At 69.1% G+C, this 18,155-nt stretch carries 18 protein-coding genes; 8 read left to right on the top strand and 10 right to left on the bottom strand.

Annotation, left to right across the window (positions count from 1 at the left end; genetic code table 11):
- Positions 1-9: 9 nt before the first annotated feature.
- The 7 genes from D9R14_RS03040 to D9R14_RS03010 all read left to right on the top strand — a co-directional run bounded on the left by D9R14_RS03040 (position 10) and on the right by D9R14_RS03010 (position 7,090).
- Positions 10-423, top strand: a complete 414-nt coding sequence (locus D9R14_RS03040) for a MaoC family dehydratase (RefSeq protein WP_121621843.1) — start codon at positions 10-12, stop codon at positions 421-423.
- A 62-nt stretch (positions 424-485) separates the two neighbouring features.
- Entirely contained in the window at positions 486-1,874 is a 1,389-nt protein-coding gene (locus D9R14_RS03035; RefSeq protein WP_121621842.1) for an acetyl-CoA carboxylase biotin carboxylase subunit, read from the top strand.
- 161 nt (positions 1,875-2,035) lie between these two features.
- Positions 2,036-2,578: a TRAP transporter small permease gene (locus D9R14_RS03030; protein ID WP_121621841.1), complete on the top strand. Its 543-nt coding sequence runs from the start codon at positions 2,036-2,038 to the stop codon at positions 2,576-2,578.
- A gap of 51 nt (positions 2,579-2,629) precedes the next feature.
- The gene (locus D9R14_RS03025) at positions 2,630-3,937 is read left to right on the top strand and encodes a TRAP transporter large permease (RefSeq protein WP_121621840.1); all 1,308 of its coding nucleotides are present in this window, start codon (positions 2,630-2,632) and stop codon (positions 3,935-3,937) included.
- Positions 3,938-3,960: 23 nt separating this feature from the next.
- Positions 3,961-5,094: a C4-dicarboxylate TRAP transporter substrate-binding protein gene (locus D9R14_RS03020; RefSeq protein ID WP_170168465.1), complete on the top strand. Its 1,134-nt coding sequence runs from the start codon at positions 3,961-3,963 to the stop codon at positions 5,092-5,094.
- A gap of 75 nt (positions 5,095-5,169) precedes the next feature.
- Positions 5,170-5,916 carry an enoyl-CoA hydratase/isomerase family protein gene (locus D9R14_RS03015; RefSeq protein ID WP_170168464.1) on the top strand — a complete coding sequence of 249 codons (747 nt, stop codon included), beginning with the start codon at positions 5,170-5,172 and terminating at the stop codon, positions 5,914-5,916.
- A gap of 4 nt (positions 5,917-5,920) precedes the next feature.
- Positions 5,921-7,090 carry a thiolase family protein gene (locus D9R14_RS03010; RefSeq protein WP_121621837.1) on the top strand — a complete coding sequence of 390 codons (1,170 nt, stop codon included), beginning with the start codon at positions 5,921-5,923 and terminating at the stop codon, positions 7,088-7,090.
- 90 nt (positions 7,091-7,180) lie between these two features.
- Here the strand turns inward: D9R14_RS03010 and sucD are convergent, their stop codons facing one another.
- The 6 genes from sucD to D9R14_RS02980 form a co-directional block, all read right to left on the bottom strand.
- Positions 7,181-8,083: a succinate--CoA ligase subunit alpha gene (sucD, locus tag D9R14_RS03005; RefSeq protein WP_184759538.1), complete on the bottom strand. Its 903-nt coding sequence runs from the start codon at positions 8,081-8,083 to the stop codon at positions 7,181-7,183.
- On the bottom strand, positions 8,080-9,207 hold the full coding sequence (gene sucC, locus D9R14_RS03000; protein ID WP_121621836.1) for an ADP-forming succinate--CoA ligase subunit beta: 1,128 nt from the start codon (positions 9,205-9,207) through the stop codon (positions 8,080-8,082). Before sucC ends, sucD begins: the two co-directional genes overlap by 4 nt.
- A 10-nt stretch (positions 9,208-9,217) precedes the next feature.
- Entirely contained in the window at positions 9,218-10,648 is a 1,431-nt protein-coding gene (gene sauS / locus D9R14_RS02995) for an acylating sulfoacetaldehyde dehydrogenase (protein ID WP_394010223.1), read from the bottom strand.
- A 109-nt stretch (positions 10,649-10,757) separates the two neighbouring features.
- Positions 10,758-12,266, bottom strand: a complete 1,509-nt coding sequence (locus tag D9R14_RS02990) for a tripartite tricarboxylate transporter permease (protein WP_121621835.1) — start codon at positions 12,264-12,266, stop codon at positions 10,758-10,760.
- Positions 12,267-12,296: 30 nt separating this feature from the next.
- Entirely contained in the window at positions 12,297-12,854 is a 558-nt protein-coding gene (locus D9R14_RS02985; protein ID WP_245420524.1) for a tripartite tricarboxylate transporter TctB family protein, read from the bottom strand.
- A 73-nt stretch (positions 12,855-12,927) separates the two neighbouring features.
- The gene (locus D9R14_RS02980; protein ID WP_121621834.1) at positions 12,928-13,893 is read right to left on the bottom strand and encodes a tripartite tricarboxylate transporter substrate binding protein; all 966 of its coding nucleotides are present in this window, start codon (positions 13,891-13,893) and stop codon (positions 12,928-12,930) included.
- 264 nt (positions 13,894-14,157) lie between these two features.
- On the opposite strand from D9R14_RS02980, the gene D9R14_RS02975 reads away from it, so the two are divergent.
- Positions 14,158-15,090 (top strand): LysR substrate-binding domain-containing protein, encoded by a 933-nt coding sequence (locus D9R14_RS02975; RefSeq protein ID WP_342634771.1) that lies wholly within the window; start codon positions 14,158-14,160, stop codon positions 15,088-15,090.
- Between the two features lie 105 nt (positions 15,091-15,195).
- Here D9R14_RS02975 and D9R14_RS02970 read toward each other — a convergent pair whose 3' ends face one another.
- From D9R14_RS02970 to D9R14_RS02955, 4 genes are read right to left on the bottom strand one after another with little or no spacing between them, the layout of a single operon-like run.
- Entirely contained in the window at positions 15,196-15,663 is a 468-nt protein-coding gene (locus tag D9R14_RS02970) for an SRPBCC family protein (RefSeq protein WP_121621832.1), read from the bottom strand.
- A 32-nt stretch (positions 15,664-15,695) separates the two neighbouring features.
- Positions 15,696-16,397 carry an ABC transporter ATP-binding protein gene (locus tag D9R14_RS02965; protein WP_121621831.1) on the bottom strand — a complete coding sequence of 234 codons (702 nt, stop codon included), beginning with the start codon at positions 16,395-16,397 and terminating at the stop codon, positions 15,696-15,698.
- The gene (locus tag D9R14_RS02960; protein WP_121621830.1) at positions 16,390-17,142 is read right to left on the bottom strand and encodes an ABC transporter ATP-binding protein; all 753 of its coding nucleotides are present in this window, start codon (positions 17,140-17,142) and stop codon (positions 16,390-16,392) included. Before D9R14_RS02960 ends, D9R14_RS02965 begins: the two co-directional genes overlap by 8 nt.
- On the bottom strand, positions 17,139-18,155 hold the full coding sequence (locus D9R14_RS02955; protein ID WP_394010344.1) for a branched-chain amino acid ABC transporter permease: 1,017 nt from the start codon (positions 18,153-18,155) through the stop codon (positions 17,139-17,141). Before D9R14_RS02955 ends, D9R14_RS02960 begins: the two co-directional genes overlap by 4 nt.

The raw sequence follows: 18,155 nt of genomic DNA, 5'->3' as shown, positions 1-18,155 counted from the left end.
GGCGTGGCGATGCGGCGCTTCGACGATGTGGCGGTGGGGGACAAGGACACGCTCGCGAGCGATCCCATCACCACCCGCCAATTGGTGATGTATGCGGGCGCCTCCGGCGACTTCAACCGCATCCATTACGACCAGGCCTACGCCCAGGAGGCCGGGCTCGGCGGCGTCATCGCCCACGGCATGCTCACCATGGGGATCGCCGGGCGCAGCGTGTGCGCGTTCGGTGGCCCCGGTGCATTCGTGCGCGACATCGAGGGCCGCTTCCTCACCCCGGTCCGGCCGGGCGACGTGGTGGTCATGAGCGTCGAGGTGACAGCGAAGGAAATGCGGGATGGCACGCCCTGCTGCGATCTCGCCATCGTCGGCGAGGCCGGAGGACGGCGCGTGTTCCAGGGCACGGCCACGCTCGCCTTTCCCCGCTAGGGGAGTCGCCACCGCCATCCCTGCGCCAGGGGCGCCACCTCCGCCAGATCGGGAAAGGATCGATGAAGAGCGTCCTCATCGCAAATCGCGGCGAGATCGCCTGCCGCGTCGTGCGCGCCTGCCGCAGCCTCGGGCTGCGCAGCATCGCGGTCTATTCCGATGCCGACCGCAACGCGCTGCATGTGGAGCTGGCCGACGAGGCCGTTCACATCGGCCCGGCCCCGGCGCGGCGGAGCTATCTCGACGCGGGCGCAATCCTTGCCGCCGCGCGTGCCGGCGGCGCGGATGCCATACATCCCGGCTACGGCTTCCTGTCCGAGAATGCCGCCTTCGCGCGGCAGATCGCGGAAGCCGGCCTCGTCTTCGTGGGGCCGGCCGCCGCGATCATCGCCGAGATGGGCGACAAGGGGCGGGCCCGCGCCCGTGCCGAGGACGCCGGCGTGCCGGTTCTGCCGGGATCGGGACGGCTCCCGCAGGAGACGGGCGACGACCTCCTGGTCTGCGCCGCCGCCGTCGGCTTCCCGCTGCTGGTGAAGGCGACGGGCGGCGGCGGCGGCATCGGCATGCGCCGGGTGGACGCTCCGGCAGACCTCGCCGCCGCCGTGGAGCGCGCGCGCGAACAGGCGGCCCGCAGCTTCGGCGATGACGGCGTCTATCTCGAACATTTCGTCGCCGCAGCGCGCCATGTGGAGGTGCAGGTGTTCGGCACCGCGCCGGGCCGGGCGGTCGCCTTTCCCGAGCGCGACTGCTCGGTGCAGCGGCGCTTCCAGAAGGTGATTGAGGAGAGCCCCGCGGCGAACCTGCCGGACGTCGTCTCCCAGGGGCTGCGGGATGCCGCCGCCCGGCTTGCGGAGCGGGTCGGGTATCTCGGCGCGGGCACGGTGGAATTCATCGTCGATGCCGCGACGGGGCGGTTCTACTTCCTGGAGATGAACACCCGCATCCAGGTGGAGCATCCGGTGACGGAGATGGTGACGGGGCTCGACCTCGTGGCGCTGCAGCTGCGCCTCGCGGCCGGCGAAGACCTCTCGGCTGCGATCCCCGATGCGCCGCGCGCGCAGGGCCACGCCATCGAGGCCCGCCTCTATGCGGAAGCCCCCGAGCGCGGCTTCCTGCCGACACCCGGACGGCTGACGCGGCTCGATCTTCCGTCCTCCAGGCACGGCGTGCGGATCGACGCCGGGGTCCGGGCTGGCGACGAGATCACGCCCTTCTATGATCCCATGATCGCCAAGGTGATCGCCTGGGGCGAGGACCGGGAGACCGCGCGCCGCCGCCTCGACGACGCGTTGGCGGCCACGTGTATCGATGGTGTGGGGTGCAATCTGGCATTCCTGCGCGCGGTGCTCGCCCATCCGGAATTCCGCAATGGGACGGCCACCACGGATTTCATTGTCCGCAACGGGTCTGGGCTGGTCACGGCGACGCAAGGCGCCTCCGTTCCGGCCTGAGCGGCGACGTGCCGCGCAGCCCACGCGGCATCCATTCCGGAATTATCACCACCGGACTAAGTATCAATACGGACAAATTGTATTGATCTGGATCAAGGCTTTGCTATAGTTCGGAACAACGAAGATGCGACCGGCACAGTCGGCGCACCCGGGAGGGACCGATGGGATTGGCACGCAGGATCCTCGATCCGATAGCGAATGTGCTTCTGCTCGCCGCCGGCGTGAGCATCGTGCTGATGATGGTCATCGTCGTCGGCGATGCCGGCATGCGCGGCCTGTTCAACGGCACCGTGCCCGGCAGCCAGGAACTGACCGCCAATTACTTCATGGTCGCGGTGACATTCCTGCCGCTCGCCTGCGTCCAGCGCGAAAAGGGCCACGTCATCATCGAGCTGTTCACCAGTTGGATGCCGCCGCGCGCCGTGGCCTCGATCGACGCGGTGGTCTATCTCGCCTGCGCCGCAGGGACGCTCGTGTTCTGCTACGCGACCTACTTCAAGGCCCTCGCCATGACGCGGGCCGGCGAATACGCGGTCGGCACGGTGATCGTCACCATCTGGCCGTCCCGCTGGCTGGTGGTGGCCGGCGCGCTGGTGCTTGCGCTCTATCTCCTGCTGAACGCCGCGGAGGAAGTGCGCACCGCCATCACCGGCAGGGCAGCGCCGGGCGGCACCCGCCATGGCCACGCCCTCGACGTCGACTGACGCCGCGCACTCCGTCGCCTTTCCCCGAACCGACGTCTTCAAGGGCCAGCCATGTCATCGATCACCGTCGGCATTCTCGCGATCGCAATCCTGCTGCTGATGCTGGCCGTGCGCGTGCCGATCGCCTTCGCGCTGGCCTCGGTGTCGGTGGTGGGGATGCTCGTCATCCGCGGGCCGGCCGCGGCGCTCAGCGTGCTCGCCGAGCAGCCCTACAACTTCATCGCCCACTGGTCGCTGTCGGCGGTGCCCATGTTCATCCTCATGGGCACGGTCGCCTACCACGGCGGGCTCACCCAGAGCCTCTACAGGGCGGCGCGATTGTGGCTGAGTGCCCTGCCCGGCGGGCTCGCGGTGGCGAGCACCGCCGCCTGCGCCATGTTCGCCGCCGCCTCGGGCTCCAGCGTCGCCACGGCGTCGGCCATGGGGCGCATCGCGATCCCTGAGATGCTGCGCTACCGCTACGATCCCGGCCTCGCCACCGGCGCGGTCGCGGCCGCCGGCACGCTCGGCTCGCTCATTCCGCCGAGCATCCTCATGGTGCTCTACGCCATCTTCGCCGAGGTCTCGGTAAGCCAGGCGCTGGTGGCGGGCGTCATCCCCGGCATCCTGTCGGCGATCATGTTCGCGACCATGATCGCGATCCGCTGCAAGCTCAATCCGTCCCTCGCCCCGCCGATCGAGGAGGAGGTGAGCTGGGCCGACCGCTGGGCGGTGCTCGCGGCGGTGTGGCCGCTTCCGGTGCTGGTGCTGGCGGTGATCGGCAGCATGTATGTGGGCGTCTTCACCGCCACCGAAGCCGCCGCCGGCGGCGCGCTGATGACCTTCGTCATCGTCGCTTTGCGCGGCGGCCTGAACTGGAAGGTCATCAAGGAATCGGTGGTGGAATCGGTGAACTCCACCGCCACCATCCTGTTCATCGCCCTCGGCGGCTTCCTGCTTTCGCGCTTCATGGCGGTGTCCGGCCTGCCGGCCTATGTGGCGCACGTGGTCGACGGCATGGAGCTGCACTGGCTCTCCATCATCATCGGCGCCTCGGTGGTCTACATCATCCTCGGCATGTTCCTGGATTCCATCGGCATCATGCTGCTGACCCTGCCGATCATGCTGCCGGTGCTGGAGGCCGCCCGCCTCGACCTCATCTGGTTCGGCGTCCTGGTCATCAAGTACCTGGAGATCGGGCTCGTGACGCCGCCGGTGGGCCTCAACGTCTTCGTCATCAAGAGCGTGGTCGGAAAGACGGTGCCGCTGGAGACCATCTTCAAGGGCGTCATGTGGTTCATCGCCACGGACATCATCACGCTCATCCTGCTGATCTCCTTTCCGCAGATCTCGCTGTTCTTGCCGAATATCATGAAATGAAAATAAAACTGGGAGGACCCACGATGAGACGCGCACTCCTCGCCGCCGGCCTGGCGGCAGCCTGCGGCACGGCCCCGTTGCTTGCGGTGCCGGCCCTGGCAGCCGATCCCACCAAGATCGTCTATGCCAACTACCTGAACCCCAAGCACATCACCAATCCGGTGCTCCTGCGCTACTTCCAGGACGTGGAGCGGGATTCCAAGGGCACGCTGAAGTTCGAGTATCACTTCGGCTCCTCGCTCCTGTCGGGCAAGGACATTCCCGGCGGCGTGCGCGACGGCATCGCCGATGCCGGCTACTTCGTCGGCGCCTACATTCCGACCGAGATGCCGGTGGACAACTTCCTCGCCGAGTTCAGCCTGCTCAACGACGAGCCGCTCGTCATGACGGCGGTGCTCAACGAGCTGGAGCTGTTCAACTGCCCGCAGTGCACCGAGGAATTCAAGAAGTTCAATACCCGCTTCCTCGCTACCTACGCGCTGACGCCCTATGTCTACCACTGCCGCACCGAGCTGAAGAAGCTCTCGGACTTCAAGGGCAAGCGCGTGCGCGGCATCTCCGCCTATGCGGACCTCGCCCGCGCGCTCGGCGCGGTGCCGGTGAACGTAAGCCCGGACGAGGCCTACGAGGCGCTCGACCGCGGCATCATCGACTGCGCGCTCCACTCGATCGCCGCCCAGAAGGCGCGCTCCTATGGCGAGGCGGCGAAGTTCGTGCTGCTCGATCCCCTCGGCGGCTTCCTCGGCGCGGCCCTGTTCGACCTGCGGATCGATAAGTGGAACGCGCTCAGCGTCGACCAGCGCAAGGCCATCGTCGAGAACCTGCCCCAGCTCGTCACCGACTCGATCTTCAACTACATCCGCGAGGATGAGGAGGTCGTGGCGGAGTACACGAAGAAAGGCACGAAGTTCTACAAGGGCGATGCCGAATTCGGCGCCTTCATCCAGGACTTCGCCAAGAAGTACACTGCCACGGCGGTCGAAAAGGGCGGCAAGGTCGGCGTGAAGGACCCGGCGAAGATCGCGGCAGAGCTGACCCGCCTCGCCGACAAGTGGCGCGGCCTGCTGGAGAAGAACGGCCGCGACCCGGCGACCTTCAAGCGCCTCCTGTGGGAGGAAATCTATTCCAAGGTCGACGTGCAGAACCCCATCAAGTGAGGCGGTGCCGCGGGGCCGCGTCCGGTCCCGCGGCAAGCCTGCCGGCCCCGCGCGGGTGTCCGGCTGGAGGCAATGATGTCCCGTGACGACAGGCTGCGCGTCGAAGACGCGGACGGCGTGAGGCGGCTCGTTCTCGACCGCCCCGAGGCCCGCAACGCGCTCGACGGCGCGCTCGCCGCCGCGCTTGCGGAAGCGATCGCGGCGGCCGGCGCCGATCCCTCGGTCCGCGTGGTGGTGCTCGCCGGAGCCGGTGCCGGATTTTCTGCCGGCGCCGACCTGAAGGAGACGGCCCGCATCAGCGATCCTGCCGCAGCGGCAGCCCATGCGCACCGCATGCGGCTTCTGCTCGACGCGCCGGGCGAGATCGACAAGCCGGTGATCGCGCAGGTCCACGGCTTCGCGCTCGGCGCCGGCTGCGCGCTGGCGCTCGCCTGCGACGTGGTGGTGTGCACCGCCGACGCACGGCTCGGGTTTCCCGAGATGCGCCATGCGGTCGTGCCGGCGCTGGTGGTGCCCGGCATCGTGCAGCGCGCCGGTCCGCTGCTGGCCTTCGACCTCCTGGCCAACGGGCGGATCTTCACCGCCACGGAGGCGGCCATTCCGGGCCTCGTGGTGCTGCCCGCGGGCACGGATGCCGCATCGGACGTCGCGCGTCGGGCGGCAGAGCTTGCCGCCCACCCGCCGGAACTGCTTGCCGCGGTCAAGCGCATGGTGCGCACCAGCGACCGCTCCGACCAGGCAAGCGCCATGGACGCCGCCGAACAGGTGAATGTGGAGAACCGCCTCAGGCGGGCGCGGACGACGCGGCAGGACGGGGAATGACGAGATGAGGTTTCACGAGGTCGGCGATCGCGAGCCGGTCATCATCGATGCCATCCGCACGCCGGTGGGGCGTCGCGACGGCACCCTGCGCGAATGGCATGCGGCGGCCCTGCTCGGCCACGTCTTCACCCGCCTCATGGCGCGCACGGGCCTCGATCCGGCGCAGGTGGACGACGTGGTGGCCGGCTGCGCCACCCAGGTCGGCATGCAGGCCGGCAACGTGGCGCGCACGGCGCTGCTCATGGCGGGCATGCCGGTTGAGGTTCCGGGCACCACGGTGCAGCGCGCGTGCGGCTCCTCCCAGCAGGCGGTGCATTTCGCCGACACCCTGATCCGCTCGAACGTCTGCGACGTGGTGGTGGCCGGCGGCGTCGAGGTCATGTCCGCCACCCGCGGCGGCAATGACGACACGCGCTACGGGTCGCGCTATCCGAAGGAGCTGGTGGAGCGGTTCTCCATGCCCAGCATGGGCGAGGCGGCGGAGCGCATCGCCGAGCGCTGGCAGCTCGACCGCACCTATCTCGACGAGATCTCCGTCGAGAGCCACCGGCGCGCCGCCGCCGCGCAGGAGGCCGGCCGGTTCGCCGCCGACATGATCCCGATCGAGGGGGCCGACGGCGTGACGCTGGCGCACGACGAGGGCGTGCGGCCGGGGTCCAGCGTAGAGAAGCTCGCCACGCTGAAGCCATCCTTCCGGCCGGAGGGACGTATCACGGCGGGCAATGCCAGCCAGGTGTCCGACGGGGCGGCCGCGCTCCTGCTGATGAGCGCGGGCAAGGCGCGCGCTTTGGGGCTCACGCCCCGCGCCCGCGTCCACGCGCAACTGGTCGTCGGCGTCGATCCCGAGATCATGCTCACCGGGCCGATCCCGGCCACCCGCCGCATCCTGGCCCGTGCCGGCATGGCGCTGGGCGACATCGACCTGTTCGAGATCAACGAGGCGTTTGCCTCCGTGCTGGGGGCCTGGATCAAGGAGCTGGAGCCAGACCTCTCGCGGGTGAACGTGAATGGCGGCGCCATCGCCATGGGCCATCCGCTGGGGTCGACCGGGGCGCGGCTGATGACGCTGCTGATCGGCGAGCTGGAACGCCGCGGCGGCCGCTTCGGCCTGCAATCCATGTGCTGCGGCGGCGGCATCGGCACCGCGACCATCATCGAGCGCATCGAGCCCTGAGCGCGCCGCGCAGCCGCCCCGGCCTTCCCTATCGACCCGGCGGGCAGACGCAGCCGACCCTCGCAGGACGGCCGGCCGCGCCTCCCCCGCTCAGGTCGCCGCCATGGCTCTCGGCTGGGTCGCCGAAAGCCGGCCGGCGAGTGTCTCGGTGAGCTGCGAGGGGGTGTCCACCACGGTGATCCCCGCCGCCTCCAGCGCCGCGCGCTTGGCCGGATAGCCGCCGGCGCTGCCGGTGACGATGGCGCCCGCATGCCCCATCTTTTTGCCGGGCGGCGAAGCGCGGCCCGCGATGAAGGCCACCACCGGCTTCTCCATGCCGGCGGCATACTCGGCCGCCTTCTCCTCCATGGCGCCGCCGATCTCGCCCACCATCACCACCGCATCGGTGCCCAGGTCCTTGTCGAGCGCCTGGAGCGCGTCGCGGGTGGTGGTGCCGATCATCGGGTCGCCGCCGATGCCGAGGAAGGCCGACTGGCCCAGCCCGGCGCGGGTAAGGTTGAGGCAGACCAGCGTGCCGAGGCTGCCGCTGCGCGAGATCACGCCGATGCGCCCCGGACGGAAGATGTTCGGGTTGTGGCCCGGCATGATACCGACGAAGCCCTCGCCCGGCGTCACCAGCCCGGCGGTGTTTGGGCCGACGATGCGGGTGCCGCTGCGCGCGGCGGCACGGTGCATGGCCATCACGTCGTGCGCCGGGATGTGCTCGGTGAGCACCACCAGCAGTCCCGCGCCCGCATCGATGGCATCGAGCGCCGCGTCGCGCGCCGCGGCCGGCGGGATGAACATCACCGCCACGTCGAACGGCTGGGCCCGCGCCGCCTCGCGCGCGCTGGCGAAGAGCGGCACGCCGAGATGGGTCTCGCCCGCCCGCTTGGGGTTGACGCCGGCGACGATGCGGGTGCCCTGCCCCATCATCTTCTCGGCCCAGAACGAGCCCTGCTTGCCGGTGAGGCCCTGGACGAGCACGCGGTGGTGCTTGCGAAAGATGATCATCGGGCTGCCTCCACCGCGGCCTTCACCGCGTCTTCCATGAAATCGAACGGCTCGATGCCGAGGCGCTCGCGCACCAGGCGCACCGCCTCGTCCTCGCCGGTGCCGTGGATCGAGAAATAGACCGGCAGGGTCGGCCGCAGGGTCTCCCAGGCCTTCACCACGCCCTCGGCCATCACGTCGGTGCGCGCGAAGGCGCCGCAGAAGTTCACCACCAGGCTTTTGACGCCGGGATTGGAGAGCACGAGGTCGAGCGCCGTCTCCGCCTTGGTGTAGGCCTCGCCGCCGATCTCCAGGAAGTTGGCGGGCCGGCCGCCGAAATGGGCGATGGCGTCCATGGTGGTCATGGTCAGCCCGGCGCCGTTGGCGAGCACGCCCACGTTTCCGTCGAGCTGGATGAACTTCAGCCCGGCCGCGGCGGCGCGCCGCTCCAGCTCGGTGGCGGGGTCGCTGGCTGCCGCGCCAGCCAGTTCCGGCTGGCGGAAGGCCGCGGAATCGTCGAGCGTGAACTTGCAGTCGAGCGCCACCACGCGCCCGTCGCCGAGCACCGCCAGCGGGTTGATCTCCAGCAGTTCGGCATCGCTCGCCACATAGGCGGCATAGAGCCGGGCGAGGATGTCCACCACCTGGTCGTGCGCCGCGCCGAGATCGAGGCCGCGCAGCAAGGCGGCGGCATCCTCGCGGCTGAACCCGGCCTCGGGATCGATCACCGCGCGCCGCAGCGCGTCCGGCTGCGAGGCGGCCACCTCCTCGATGTCCATGCCGCCCTCGGTGGAGAACAGCACCAGCGGGCGCCGGCTGGCGAAATCGGACAGCACGGCGGCGTAGAATTCGCGCGCGATCTCGGCGCAGGCCTCCACCAGCACGCTCTCGACGGGATGTCCGTCGATGGACATGCCGAGGATCGCCTCTGCGGCAGCGGCCGCGGCGTCGGGCGTGGCGGCGACCTTGATGCCGCCGGCCTTGCCGCGCTTGCCCGTGGGCACCTGCGCCTTGACCACGCAGGCGCCGATCTCGCGGCAGGCCTCCGCCGCCTCCTGCGGCGAGCGGGCGAGGATGCCGGGCGGGATCGGAATGCCCGCCGGCGCGAGCACGAGGGCCTTCGCGGCCTGTTCGACGAGGTTCATGGCGCAGCCCTCACTTGCCGTACTTTGCCCAGAAGGGCCCGAACAGCTCCTCCTCGGAGGGCTTGTCCTCCGGGATCACCGTCACGAGATGGGTGATGTTCAGGAAATGGCGGAAGCTGAGATTCTCGGAGATCGAGTTCTTCTGCCAGGAGCCGCAGCCCATGGAGAGGGTGAAGCCGAGGCCGGAATCGAAGCCGCCGCCATTGCCAAAGGTGTGGGCGAAGTTGACCAGCACCCGCACCACGTCGAGGTCTTCCGCCAGTTCGCGGGCATGGCTCATGTCGGTGGTGTGGATGCCGAGCGAGTGGCCGCGCCCCTGATGGTCGAGGATGTCCCGCACCAGGCGCTTGGCGTCCTTGAAGTCGCGCGCGCGGTAGACGGTCAGCACCAGCGAGAGCTTTTCGCCGGAGAAGGGATGGTCCCGGCCGATGCCGGTCTCCTCCACCATGAAGAACTTCGCCGCCCGCGCCGCCTCCGGCAAGCGGAACGCCTCGGCAAGGGTCGGCGCGCCGCGGGCGATGAGATTGCGGTTCAGCTTGCCGCCGGCCCACAGATTGGCGCGCACGCGCTCCTTCTCATCGGCCGTGCACATGAAGCCGCCGGCATCCTCCAGCGCAGCGATGGCCGCGTCGTACACCTCGTCGAGGATGACGACCGAATTCTCGGACGAGCACGAGGTGGAATTGTCGAAGATCTTCGAGGCGCAGATCTTGCGGGCGGCGTCAGCGAGATCGGCGCTGGCGTCGATGATGACCGGCACGTTGCCGGCGCCGACGCCGATGGCCGGCGTACCGGACGAATAGGCGCGCCGCACATTGTCCTGCGACCCGGTGACGACGACGAGGTCGGCCATGCGCATGAGCGCGGTGGTGCTCTCCTTCGTCACAGGCTCGGGCAGAATCTGCACGAGGTCTTCCGGCAGGCCGATGCGGGCCAGCTCCGCGCGCATCATCTCCACCACCCGCGCCGTGGTGCGGTAGCCGAGCGGCGACGGCGCGATGACGATGGCGTTGCGGCCCTTGAGCGCCATCATCGCCTTGTTGGCGGGCGTCGCCGCGGGGTTGGTGGACGGCGTCACCGCGCCGATCACCCCCATGGGCTTGGCGTACTTCACGATGCCCTTCGCCCGGTCCTCCTCGATCACCCCCACCGAGCGGCCGCGCAGCAAATCGCGCAGGGTGCCGAAGGTCTTGCGCTGGTTCTTCACGACCTTGTCGGGCACGTTGCCGAGGCCGGTGTCGTCCACCGCAAGCTCGGCCAGCTCGCGGGCACGTCCCGGCTCGTAGATCGCCCAGGCGAGTGCGCGCACCGCCTCGTCGGCGCGCTCCTGGCTCACGTCGGCGAAGCTCTCCTGCGCCCGGCGCGCGGCCCGCATGGTGCGCTCGACCGCGGCGATCGCGTCGTCCGCCGCGTCGAGCGGCATGATGACGGCCTGTGACATGTGAATTCCTCCTTGCGTTATTCCTCGATGCCGGCCGCCTTCGGCTGCCTGCACGCGCCCTCAGAGCGCTGAGCGTCAGGTCCGGCGACGGCTCGCGTCGCCAGCGTCCCTATTCGGCGGGCGCGGCGCGCCGGCGGGGGATCAGGGTGCCGATCACCGGCAGCAGCAGGGTCAGCGCCACGAGCACCAGGACCGAGCCGGAGATCGGGCGGGTGAAGAACACCGTCCAGTCGTTCTGGAACGAGATCATGGAGTTCATGAACGCCTCCTCGGCGAGCGGGCCGAGGATCACGCCCAGCACCATCGGCGCGATGGGAAAGCGCATGCGCTCGAACAGGTAGCCGACCACGCCGAAGCCCAGCATCAGCCACAGGTCGGTGACGTTGGAGCGGATCGACAGCGCGCCGATGAAGCAGAACACCATGACGAAGGACGAGACCACGGCCTCCGGGAAGTCCATGATCTTCACCAGCGGCCGGATGGCGAAGTAGCCGAGCACGCACATGAAGACGATGCCGACGAACAGAGAGGCGAAGATGGTGTAGACCATGGCCGGCGACGTCATCATCACCTGCGGGCCGGGCTGCACGCCGTGCAGCATGAAGGCGCCGAGGATGGCCGCGGTGGCGCCGCTGCCGGGAATGCCGAGCGCCAGCAGCGGGATCAGCGCCCCGCCCACCGAGGCGGTGGCCGCGCACTGCGGCGCGACGATGCCCTCCGGCACGCCGGAGCCCATGCGGCCGCGCTGGCGGCCGAACTGGCTCTCGACGCCGTAGCTCACGAACGAGGCGATGGTCGCGCCCGCGCCCGGAATGATGCCCACCACGTGGCCGAGCAGGGTCGAGCGCAGCAGCATGCCCTTCAGCCCGGAAATCTCCTTCAGACTCGGCAGTTGGGTGCGCGTGTCGCTCACCCCCTGGAGCGGGGCGGAGGTGAAGCCCAGTTCCAGCCGCGCCAGCACCTCGGCGACGCCGTAGGCGCCCACCATGACCACTAGGAACTCGATGCCGTCGGCGAGGATCGGGGACTCGAAGGTGAAGCGGTACGAACCATAGATGGCGTCCGTGCCGACGCTGGCGACCAGCAGCCCCACTGAAAGGCTGATGAGCGCCGAGGAGAGCGAGCCCTTGCCGAGCGAGATCACGCTGGCGAGCCCGAGCAGGACGATGGCGAAGTACTCTGGAGACGAGAAGCGCAGCGCGAACTGCGCCACCGGCTTGGTGAGCACCACCATGATCGCCGCCGAGACGAGGCCGCCGATGAGCGCCGCCACCAGCGTCCAGCCCAGCGCCTTCGCCGGCTGGCCCTTCTTCGCCATGGCGTAGCCGTCCCAAAGCAAGGGCACGTGGATCGGTTCGCCGGGAATACGGAACAGGATCGAGGTGAAGGCGCCGCCATAGGTGCCGGAGACATACATCGCCGTCAGCAGGATGATCGCGGAGGTCACCTCCATCTGGTAGGTGAAGGGCAGGAACAGCACCACGCCCATCACCAGCGTGAGCCCCGGCAGGATGCCCACCAGCAAGCCGACGAGGAGGCCGACGAACAGCATCAGCATGTGGACCGGCGACAGGCAGGCAATGAAGCCCGCGCCCAGCTGGGAGAGAGTATCGAGCATGTGAAACGCCCTTTCAGGGACCGCGCGATTTCAGTGCAGGCCGACGATGAGATCGGTGATCGTGTCGAACGGCGCGATGCCGCGCGGCAGCGAGACGTAGACCACCTTCAGAAACAGGACGCTGAACACCGCGGCGCCGATGAAGGACGAGGTCCAGATCATGGTGTGGCGGCGGAACCGGCCGAGATACATGAACCCGGCGAGGAACAGGAAGGTCGCGAGCGGAAAGCCGATGATGCCGAGCGAGAGCGCGTAGCCGCCGCTCATGGCCATGCCGCCGAGCAGCAGAGGCAGGCTTCGGTCCCCCTGCTCGTCGGCATCGGCCAACGGCTCGGCGGACTCGAGCTGGTCGGTGATGCCGTGCGCCTCCTTATGGTTCGGCGAGACCACCGCCCGAGCCAGCTCGATCAGGCTGACGATGGCCATGAGGCCGATGGCGAGCTTGGGCCAGAAATCGGGGCCGAGCTGGCCGGGCCGCGCGGCGACATCGATGTGGTTTGCGTAGTACCAGAGCACCGCCGAAACCACCAGCAGAAGGACATAGGGCAGTCCAGCCGAGACACGGCTCTTCATCGCGAGCGCGGTCATGCGACCCTCCTCGACGCGGGGAATGTACGAAGGGCGAAGCGTCCCGGCCGGTGCGGCCGGGACGCGGGTGCGCTCAGGAGGGCTTGGCGAGCGCCTTCATCTCTGTGAGCTGCTGGGCGAGGAAGGCCGAAGACTGGCTCGCCGACAGGTAGCTCTTGGGATCGGCGATCTGATCCTTGAGGAACTTCTTGTATTCCTCGCTCGCCGCCACCTTGCCCATCACCTGGTCGAATTCCGCCAGCGCTGCCGCCGGCGTGCCCGCGCGCATCACCACCGCCCGGAACTGGGGCAGCGCCACCTGGAAGCCCAGTTCGTAGCTGCAGGGGATGTCCTTGAAGTCCGGGAAGCGCTCCTTGCCGAACACCATCAGCGGCCGCATCTGCTTGCTGCTGAGGAAGCTTCCGACGTCGCCCGCCTGCTCGTAGAGCGCATCGGCATGGCCGCCGAGGATCGAGATGTAGCGCTCGCTCGGCTTGGAGAACGGCACCTGCACCACCTTGACGCCCTTGCCCGCCAGATAGCTCAGCGAGAAGTCGTCGACGCTGTCGAAGCCGAGGGTGGCCACCTTGAGCTTGTTGGGGTTGGCGCGGGCTTCCTTCTCGAAGTCGGCCCAGGTCTTGAAGCGGCTGTCCTGGGCCACGAAGATGAAGGACGGCGCCTGGATCATCACCGCCGCGGGCGTGATGTCGGAGAGCTGCCAGCGCGGGTTCGGGCCGGCCAGCAGCGCGTGGGCGTCGGCGATGTAGATGGCGGCGGAATAGCCGTCCGCCGGCGCGGCGAGCAGCTTCGCCATGCCGGTCGCGCCGGTGCCGCCGGGCACGTTCACCACCGGCATGCCCTGTCCAAGCATGGGCTCCGCGAGCTTGCCGACCTGGCGGGCAAGCTGGTCGGCGCCGCCGCCCGGGCCCCACGGCACGATCATCTCGATCGGCCGCACCGGATACTTGGGATCGGCCGCAAAGGCGGTGCCGCACAGCGGTGCGCCGGCAGCGACAAAGGCGCCGCTGGCATAAAGAAAATGGCGTCGTGAAAGATCCATCTGGCTTTCCTCCCTCTCCGGGTCCTTGTCATCCGCAGGTTTACCTAGCGTGATGTTGCCCGGAATATTTATGCGCGACTCGCACCAGCTGCGATTGCGCAGCCGGCTTCCTGACCGAAAGTCCGAATATGGCCTGAGGGTTTGGCGTTATGCCTTGGCGTGACCCTGAGACCCGACGCGACAACGAGGTAGACTTCCGAACGGTACATCCGCGCTGCGATTAGCCGAAATCTATTGTGCTAATCGTCGGCATTCGCGATCCTTATGGTTATGATCCCCGACCTCGACATCGCTTTGGTCCGCACCTTCCTCGCCATCGTCGACACGGGCGGCCTCACTTCGGCCGGTCGGGTGGTGGGCCGAACGCAGCCGGCCGTGACCCAGCAGATCAAGCGGCTGGAAGACGCGCTGGGGCGGCCGCTGTTCGATCTCGACCGCCGGCATCTGAAGCTCACCGCCGACGGCGAGGTGTTCCTCGAATATGCCCGCGCCATCATGCGCCTCAACGACGAGGCGCGCGCCCGCTTCGATGCGTCCGAAATCCGCGGCACAGTCACCCTCGGCGTGCCGGACCTCTACGCCGCCTATCTCCTGCCCCAGCTCCTGCGCCGTTTCGCGAGGGCCCATCCGCATGTGGAAATCGAGATGCGGTGCATGCGGAGCGTTCATCTTTACGAGGCGATGCTGCGCGACGAATTGGACCTCGTCATCGCCACCCTCCAGCCGGACCTGAAGACCGGAACCGTGGTGCGGCGGGAGCCCCTGACCTGGGTCGCGGGGCTCCACGACCGGCCGGAGGCGGAGGAGGTGGTGCCGCTCGCGGTGCTACCGCCGGGCAGCGTCTACCGCCAGCGGGCGCTGGAGGCACTGGGGCGGGCGGGGCGGCGATGGACCATCACCTCGTTCAGCGAAAGCCTGGCCGGGCTTCAGGCCGCGGTGTTCGCAGGCCTTGCGGTGTCGGTGTTTCCGCGCTGCGCGGTGCAGCCGGGGATGCGGTGTCCGGGGCCGAGGGACGGGCTGCCGGACCTGCCGGCGATCGAGCTGGTGCTGCACCGCCGGCCGATGGCGCTGAGCGCCGCCGCCGAGCATCTGGGGGACTTCGTGGAGCGCGAGCTGGCGCAGGTGGCGGCCTTCCACCCGACCGCCGACGCGGGCAGCCCTTCGCCCCGTGCGCCGCGCGCCGTAGGCCGCGCCTGAGGACCGCCGGGACGGACCGGCCTGATCCTGCCGCACAACGGGCAAATCCCGCTGGTCTCGTCCCGCCTAGTCTCGTCCCGCCTGGTCCCGCGCCGGCCGGACGCGTCATCCCGCCGGCGGGGCCGCCGTCTCGCCCGCCCCTACCTTGGCGGCGAAGGCGGAGAAAAACTGGTCGGAGAGCTTCCGCGCCGTCGCCTGGATGAGCCGGCCGCCGAGCGAGGCGAGCTTGCCGCCGATCTGCGCGTCGGCGACGTAGGAAAGCACCGTCTCGGCGCCGTCCTCGGCGAGCGTCACCTTCGCCTCGCTTTTGGCGAAGCCGGCGATGCCGCCATTGCCCTGGCCGACGATGCGGCACGCGGCGGGCGGATCGAGGTCAGAAAGCTCCACCGTGCCGGTGAAGGTGGCCGAGACCGGCCCTACCTTGAGCTGCACCTTGGCGGCATAGGCGCCCTCCGCGGTCTGCTCCAGCTCCTTGCAGCCGGGGATGCAGGCGGCCAGCACCTGCGGGTCCAGCACCGCCCGCCACACCACGTCGCGGGGGGCGGCGATGCGGTATTCGCCGGTGATCTCCATCTCGTGCTCCTTCCGGAGGCCGAAGGGCCTCCTCAGACTGCGCAGTAGCGGTCCTGGATGTCCTTGTCGGCGAGCAGAGCGGCGGCGCTGGATTCGTACACCTTCTCGCCCTGGTCGATGATGATGGCGCGGCCCGCGAGCTTCAGCGCCCATTCCACGTTCTGCTCCACCAGCAGCAGCGTCGTGCCCTGGTCGCGCAGGGTGCGGAACAGCGTGCCCATCTCCTCCACCAGCACCGGCATGATGCCTTCGGAGGGCTCGTCGAGCAGCACCATCTTCGGGCGGGAGATGATGGCGCGGGCGATGGCGAGCATCTGCTGCTCGCCGCCGGACATGGTGGTGCCCTGCTGGTTGAGCCGCTCCTTGAGGCGCGGGAAGCTCCGGGCGATCTCGTCGATGGCGGCGCCCACGTCGGTGCGGCCGGCGGCCACGAGGCCCAGCTCCAGATTCTCGCGCACGGTGAGGCCGGGCACGATGCGGCGGTCCTCCGGCACGTAGCCGAGGCCGAGCCGGAAGCGGGCATGGGCGCCGAGCGGCAGAAGGCTCGTACCGTCGAACGCGACCCGCCCCTCGGCGCGCGGCATCAGCCCCATGATGGCGCGCAGGGTCGAGGTCTTGCCGGCACCGTTGCGGCCCACCAGCGCGACGATCTCGCCCTCCTCGACGGCGAAGGAGAGGTCGTGCACCACATGGCTCGGGCCGTACCAGGCGTTGAGCTTCTCGACCTCAAGCATAGCCATCGTTCTGTCCCAGATAGACGCGCCGGACCTCCGGATCGGACTGCACCGCAGCCGGCGTGCCGTCGGCGATGAGCCGGCCGTGATGCAGCACCAGGATGCGGTCGGACAGGCCGAGGATCATCTTCATCTTGTGCTCAACCAGCAGGATGGTGCGATCGGCCGCGAGGCGCTCGATCAGCGCCACCATGTCCTTGGTCTCCTCCGGCCCCATGCCGGCGGTGGGCTCGTCGAGCAGCAGCAGCTCGGGATCGGCCACCAAAGCGATGGCGATCTCCAGCGCCCGCTGCTCGCCATGGGCGAGGTCGCGCGCGCGCCGGCCGCGCCGGTGGAGCAGCCCCACCTGGGCGAGCGCCGCCTCGGCCTTCTGCGGCAGTTCCGGATAGCTCTCCCGGTGGCGCAGGATGTCGTAGCGGGTGCGAAGCGCCTGGGCGGCGACGCGCACGTTCTCCTCCACCGACAGATGCGGGAAGAGGTTGGTGATCTGGTAGGAGCGGGCGATGCCCAGATGGGCGAAGCGGTGCTGCTTCAGCCCCTTCAGCTCCTGGCCCTTGAAGCGGATCGAGCCGGTGGAGGGCGCGAGCACGCCCGAGAGCACGTTGAAGAAGGTGCTCTTGCCGGCGCCGTTGGGGCCGATCACCGCCGTCACCTTGTTGCGCTCGAACTCCGCGGTGATGCCGGCGAGGGCGACGAAGCCGCCGAACGAGCGGCCGACGTCCGTGACGCTCATGATGGCGGTCATCGCGGCGCCCTCCCCTCGCGGCGCGCGAGCGCGATCAGGCTGCCCCAGATGCCCTTGGGCATGAACAGCACGAACAGGATGAAGACGATGCCGACGATCAGCTGCCAGTGGGAGGTCCACAGCGAGGCCACGTCCTCGATCAGGAGGAACACCAGCGCTCCCACGAACGGGCCGAAGAACGAGCCGGCACCGCCCAGCATGGTCATCATCACGACGATGGACGAGGTGTGCACGCTGAGCGCGTCGAGCGGCACGATGGACAGATGCAGCGCCGAGAGCGTGCCGGCGAGCCCGCACAGCGCGCCGGAGAGGATGAAGGACAGGAGCTTGGTGCGCTCCACGTCGAAGCCGCAGGCGCGCGCCCGCGTCTCGTTCTCGCGCACCGCCTCAATGGCGGCGCCGAACGGCGAATTCAGCACCCGCGAGACGAACCACAGCGCCAACGCCGCGAACACCATGAGGAAGTAGTACTTCTGCAGCGGATCGAGCAGGTTCACCGAGAACCCGCCGATCAGCTCCGCCCGCGCCACGGTGAAGCCGCGCAGGCCGTTCTCGCCGCCGGTCCAGCCCGAGGCCTGGAGCGCGAGGTAGTAGACGAGCTGCGCCAGCGCCAGCGTCACCATGCAGAAATAGATGCCGCGGGTGCGGATGGCGAGCGCGCCGATCACCGCCGACAGGAGGCTCGCCCCGACCACGCCGGTGAGCATGGCGCCGAGCCAGCCGAAGCCGAAATGGACGATGGACATGCCGGTGAGATAGGCGCCGGCGCCGAAGAAGGCGGCATGGCCGAAGGAGAGCAGCCCGGTATAGCCGAACAGCAGGTTGAAGCCGACCGTGAACAGCCCGTAGATCAGCACGTTCACCGCCAGCGCCTGCGAGGGCAGGACGAAGGGCAGCACGCACAGCACGGCCACGGTCAGGGGCACGCGCCAGCGGTCGAGCGCGCGGCCGGCGGAGACCGGGCCGTGGGCGGGGAGCGCGCCCGGCGCGGCAAGTTCGGTGGTGGACATCAT

The organism is Xanthobacter tagetidis, assembly GCF_003667445.1.
Taxonomy (GTDB): Bacteria; Pseudomonadota; Alphaproteobacteria; order Rhizobiales; family Xanthobacteraceae; genus Xanthobacter; species Xanthobacter tagetidis.
The sequence above is the reverse complement of the archived record's forward strand: the minus strand, read 5'-3'. Positions and strand labels throughout refer to the sequence as shown.

Coding starts and splice junctions, on each gene's coding strand:
- D9R14_RS03035 (WP_121621842.1), top strand. CDS start 486: ATGAAGAGCGTCCTCATCGCAAATCGCGGCGAGATCGCCTGCCGCGTC.
- D9R14_RS02965 (WP_121621831.1), bottom strand. CDS start 16,397: ATGCTTGAGGTCGAGAAGCTCAACGCCTGGTACGGCCCGAGCCATGTG.
- D9R14_RS03020 (WP_170168465.1), top strand. CDS start 3,961: ATGAGACGCGCACTCCTCGCCGCCGGCCTGGCGGCAGCCTGCGGCACG.
- D9R14_RS02985 (WP_245420524.1), bottom strand. CDS start 12,854: ATGACCGCGCTCGCGATGAAGAGCCGTGTCTCGGCTGGACTGCCCTAT.
- D9R14_RS02975 (WP_342634771.1), top strand. CDS start 14,158: ATGGTTATGATCCCCGACCTCGACATCGCTTTGGTCCGCACCTTCCTC.
- sucD (WP_184759538.1), bottom strand. CDS start 8,083: ATGATCATCTTTCGCAAGCACCACCGCGTGCTCGTCCAGGGCCTCACC.
- D9R14_RS03040 (WP_121621843.1), top strand. CDS start 10: ATGCGGCGCTTCGACGATGTGGCGGTGGGGGACAAGGACACGCTCGCG.
- D9R14_RS03025 (WP_121621840.1), top strand. CDS start 2,630: ATGTCATCGATCACCGTCGGCATTCTCGCGATCGCAATCCTGCTGCTG.
- D9R14_RS02990 (WP_121621835.1), bottom strand. CDS start 12,266: ATGCTCGATACTCTCTCCCAGCTGGGCGCGGGCTTCATTGCCTGCCTG.
- sauS (WP_394010223.1), bottom strand. CDS start 10,648: ATGTCACAGGCCGTCATCATGCCGCTCGACGCGGCGGACGACGCGATC.
- D9R14_RS02955 (WP_394010344.1), bottom strand. CDS start 18,155: ATGATGTCCACCACCGAACTTGCCGCGCCGGGCGCGCTCCCCGCCCAC.
- D9R14_RS03015 (WP_170168464.1), top strand. CDS start 5,170: ATGTCCCGTGACGACAGGCTGCGCGTCGAAGACGCGGACGGCGTGAGG.
- D9R14_RS03030 (WP_121621841.1), top strand. CDS start 2,036: ATGGGATTGGCACGCAGGATCCTCGATCCGATAGCGAATGTGCTTCTG.
- sucC (WP_121621836.1), bottom strand. CDS start 9,207: ATGAACCTCGTCGAACAGGCCGCGAAGGCCCTCGTGCTCGCGCCGGCG.
- D9R14_RS02970 (WP_121621832.1), bottom strand. CDS start 15,663: ATGGAGATCACCGGCGAATACCGCATCGCCGCCCCCCGCGACGTGGTG.
- D9R14_RS03010 (WP_121621837.1), top strand. CDS start 5,921: ATGAGGTTTCACGAGGTCGGCGATCGCGAGCCGGTCATCATCGATGCC.
- D9R14_RS02960 (WP_121621830.1), bottom strand. CDS start 17,142: ATGACCGCCATCATGAGCGTCACGGACGTCGGCCGCTCGTTCGGCGGC.
- D9R14_RS02980 (WP_121621834.1), bottom strand. CDS start 13,893: ATGGATCTTTCACGACGCCATTTTCTTTATGCCAGCGGCGCCTTTGTC.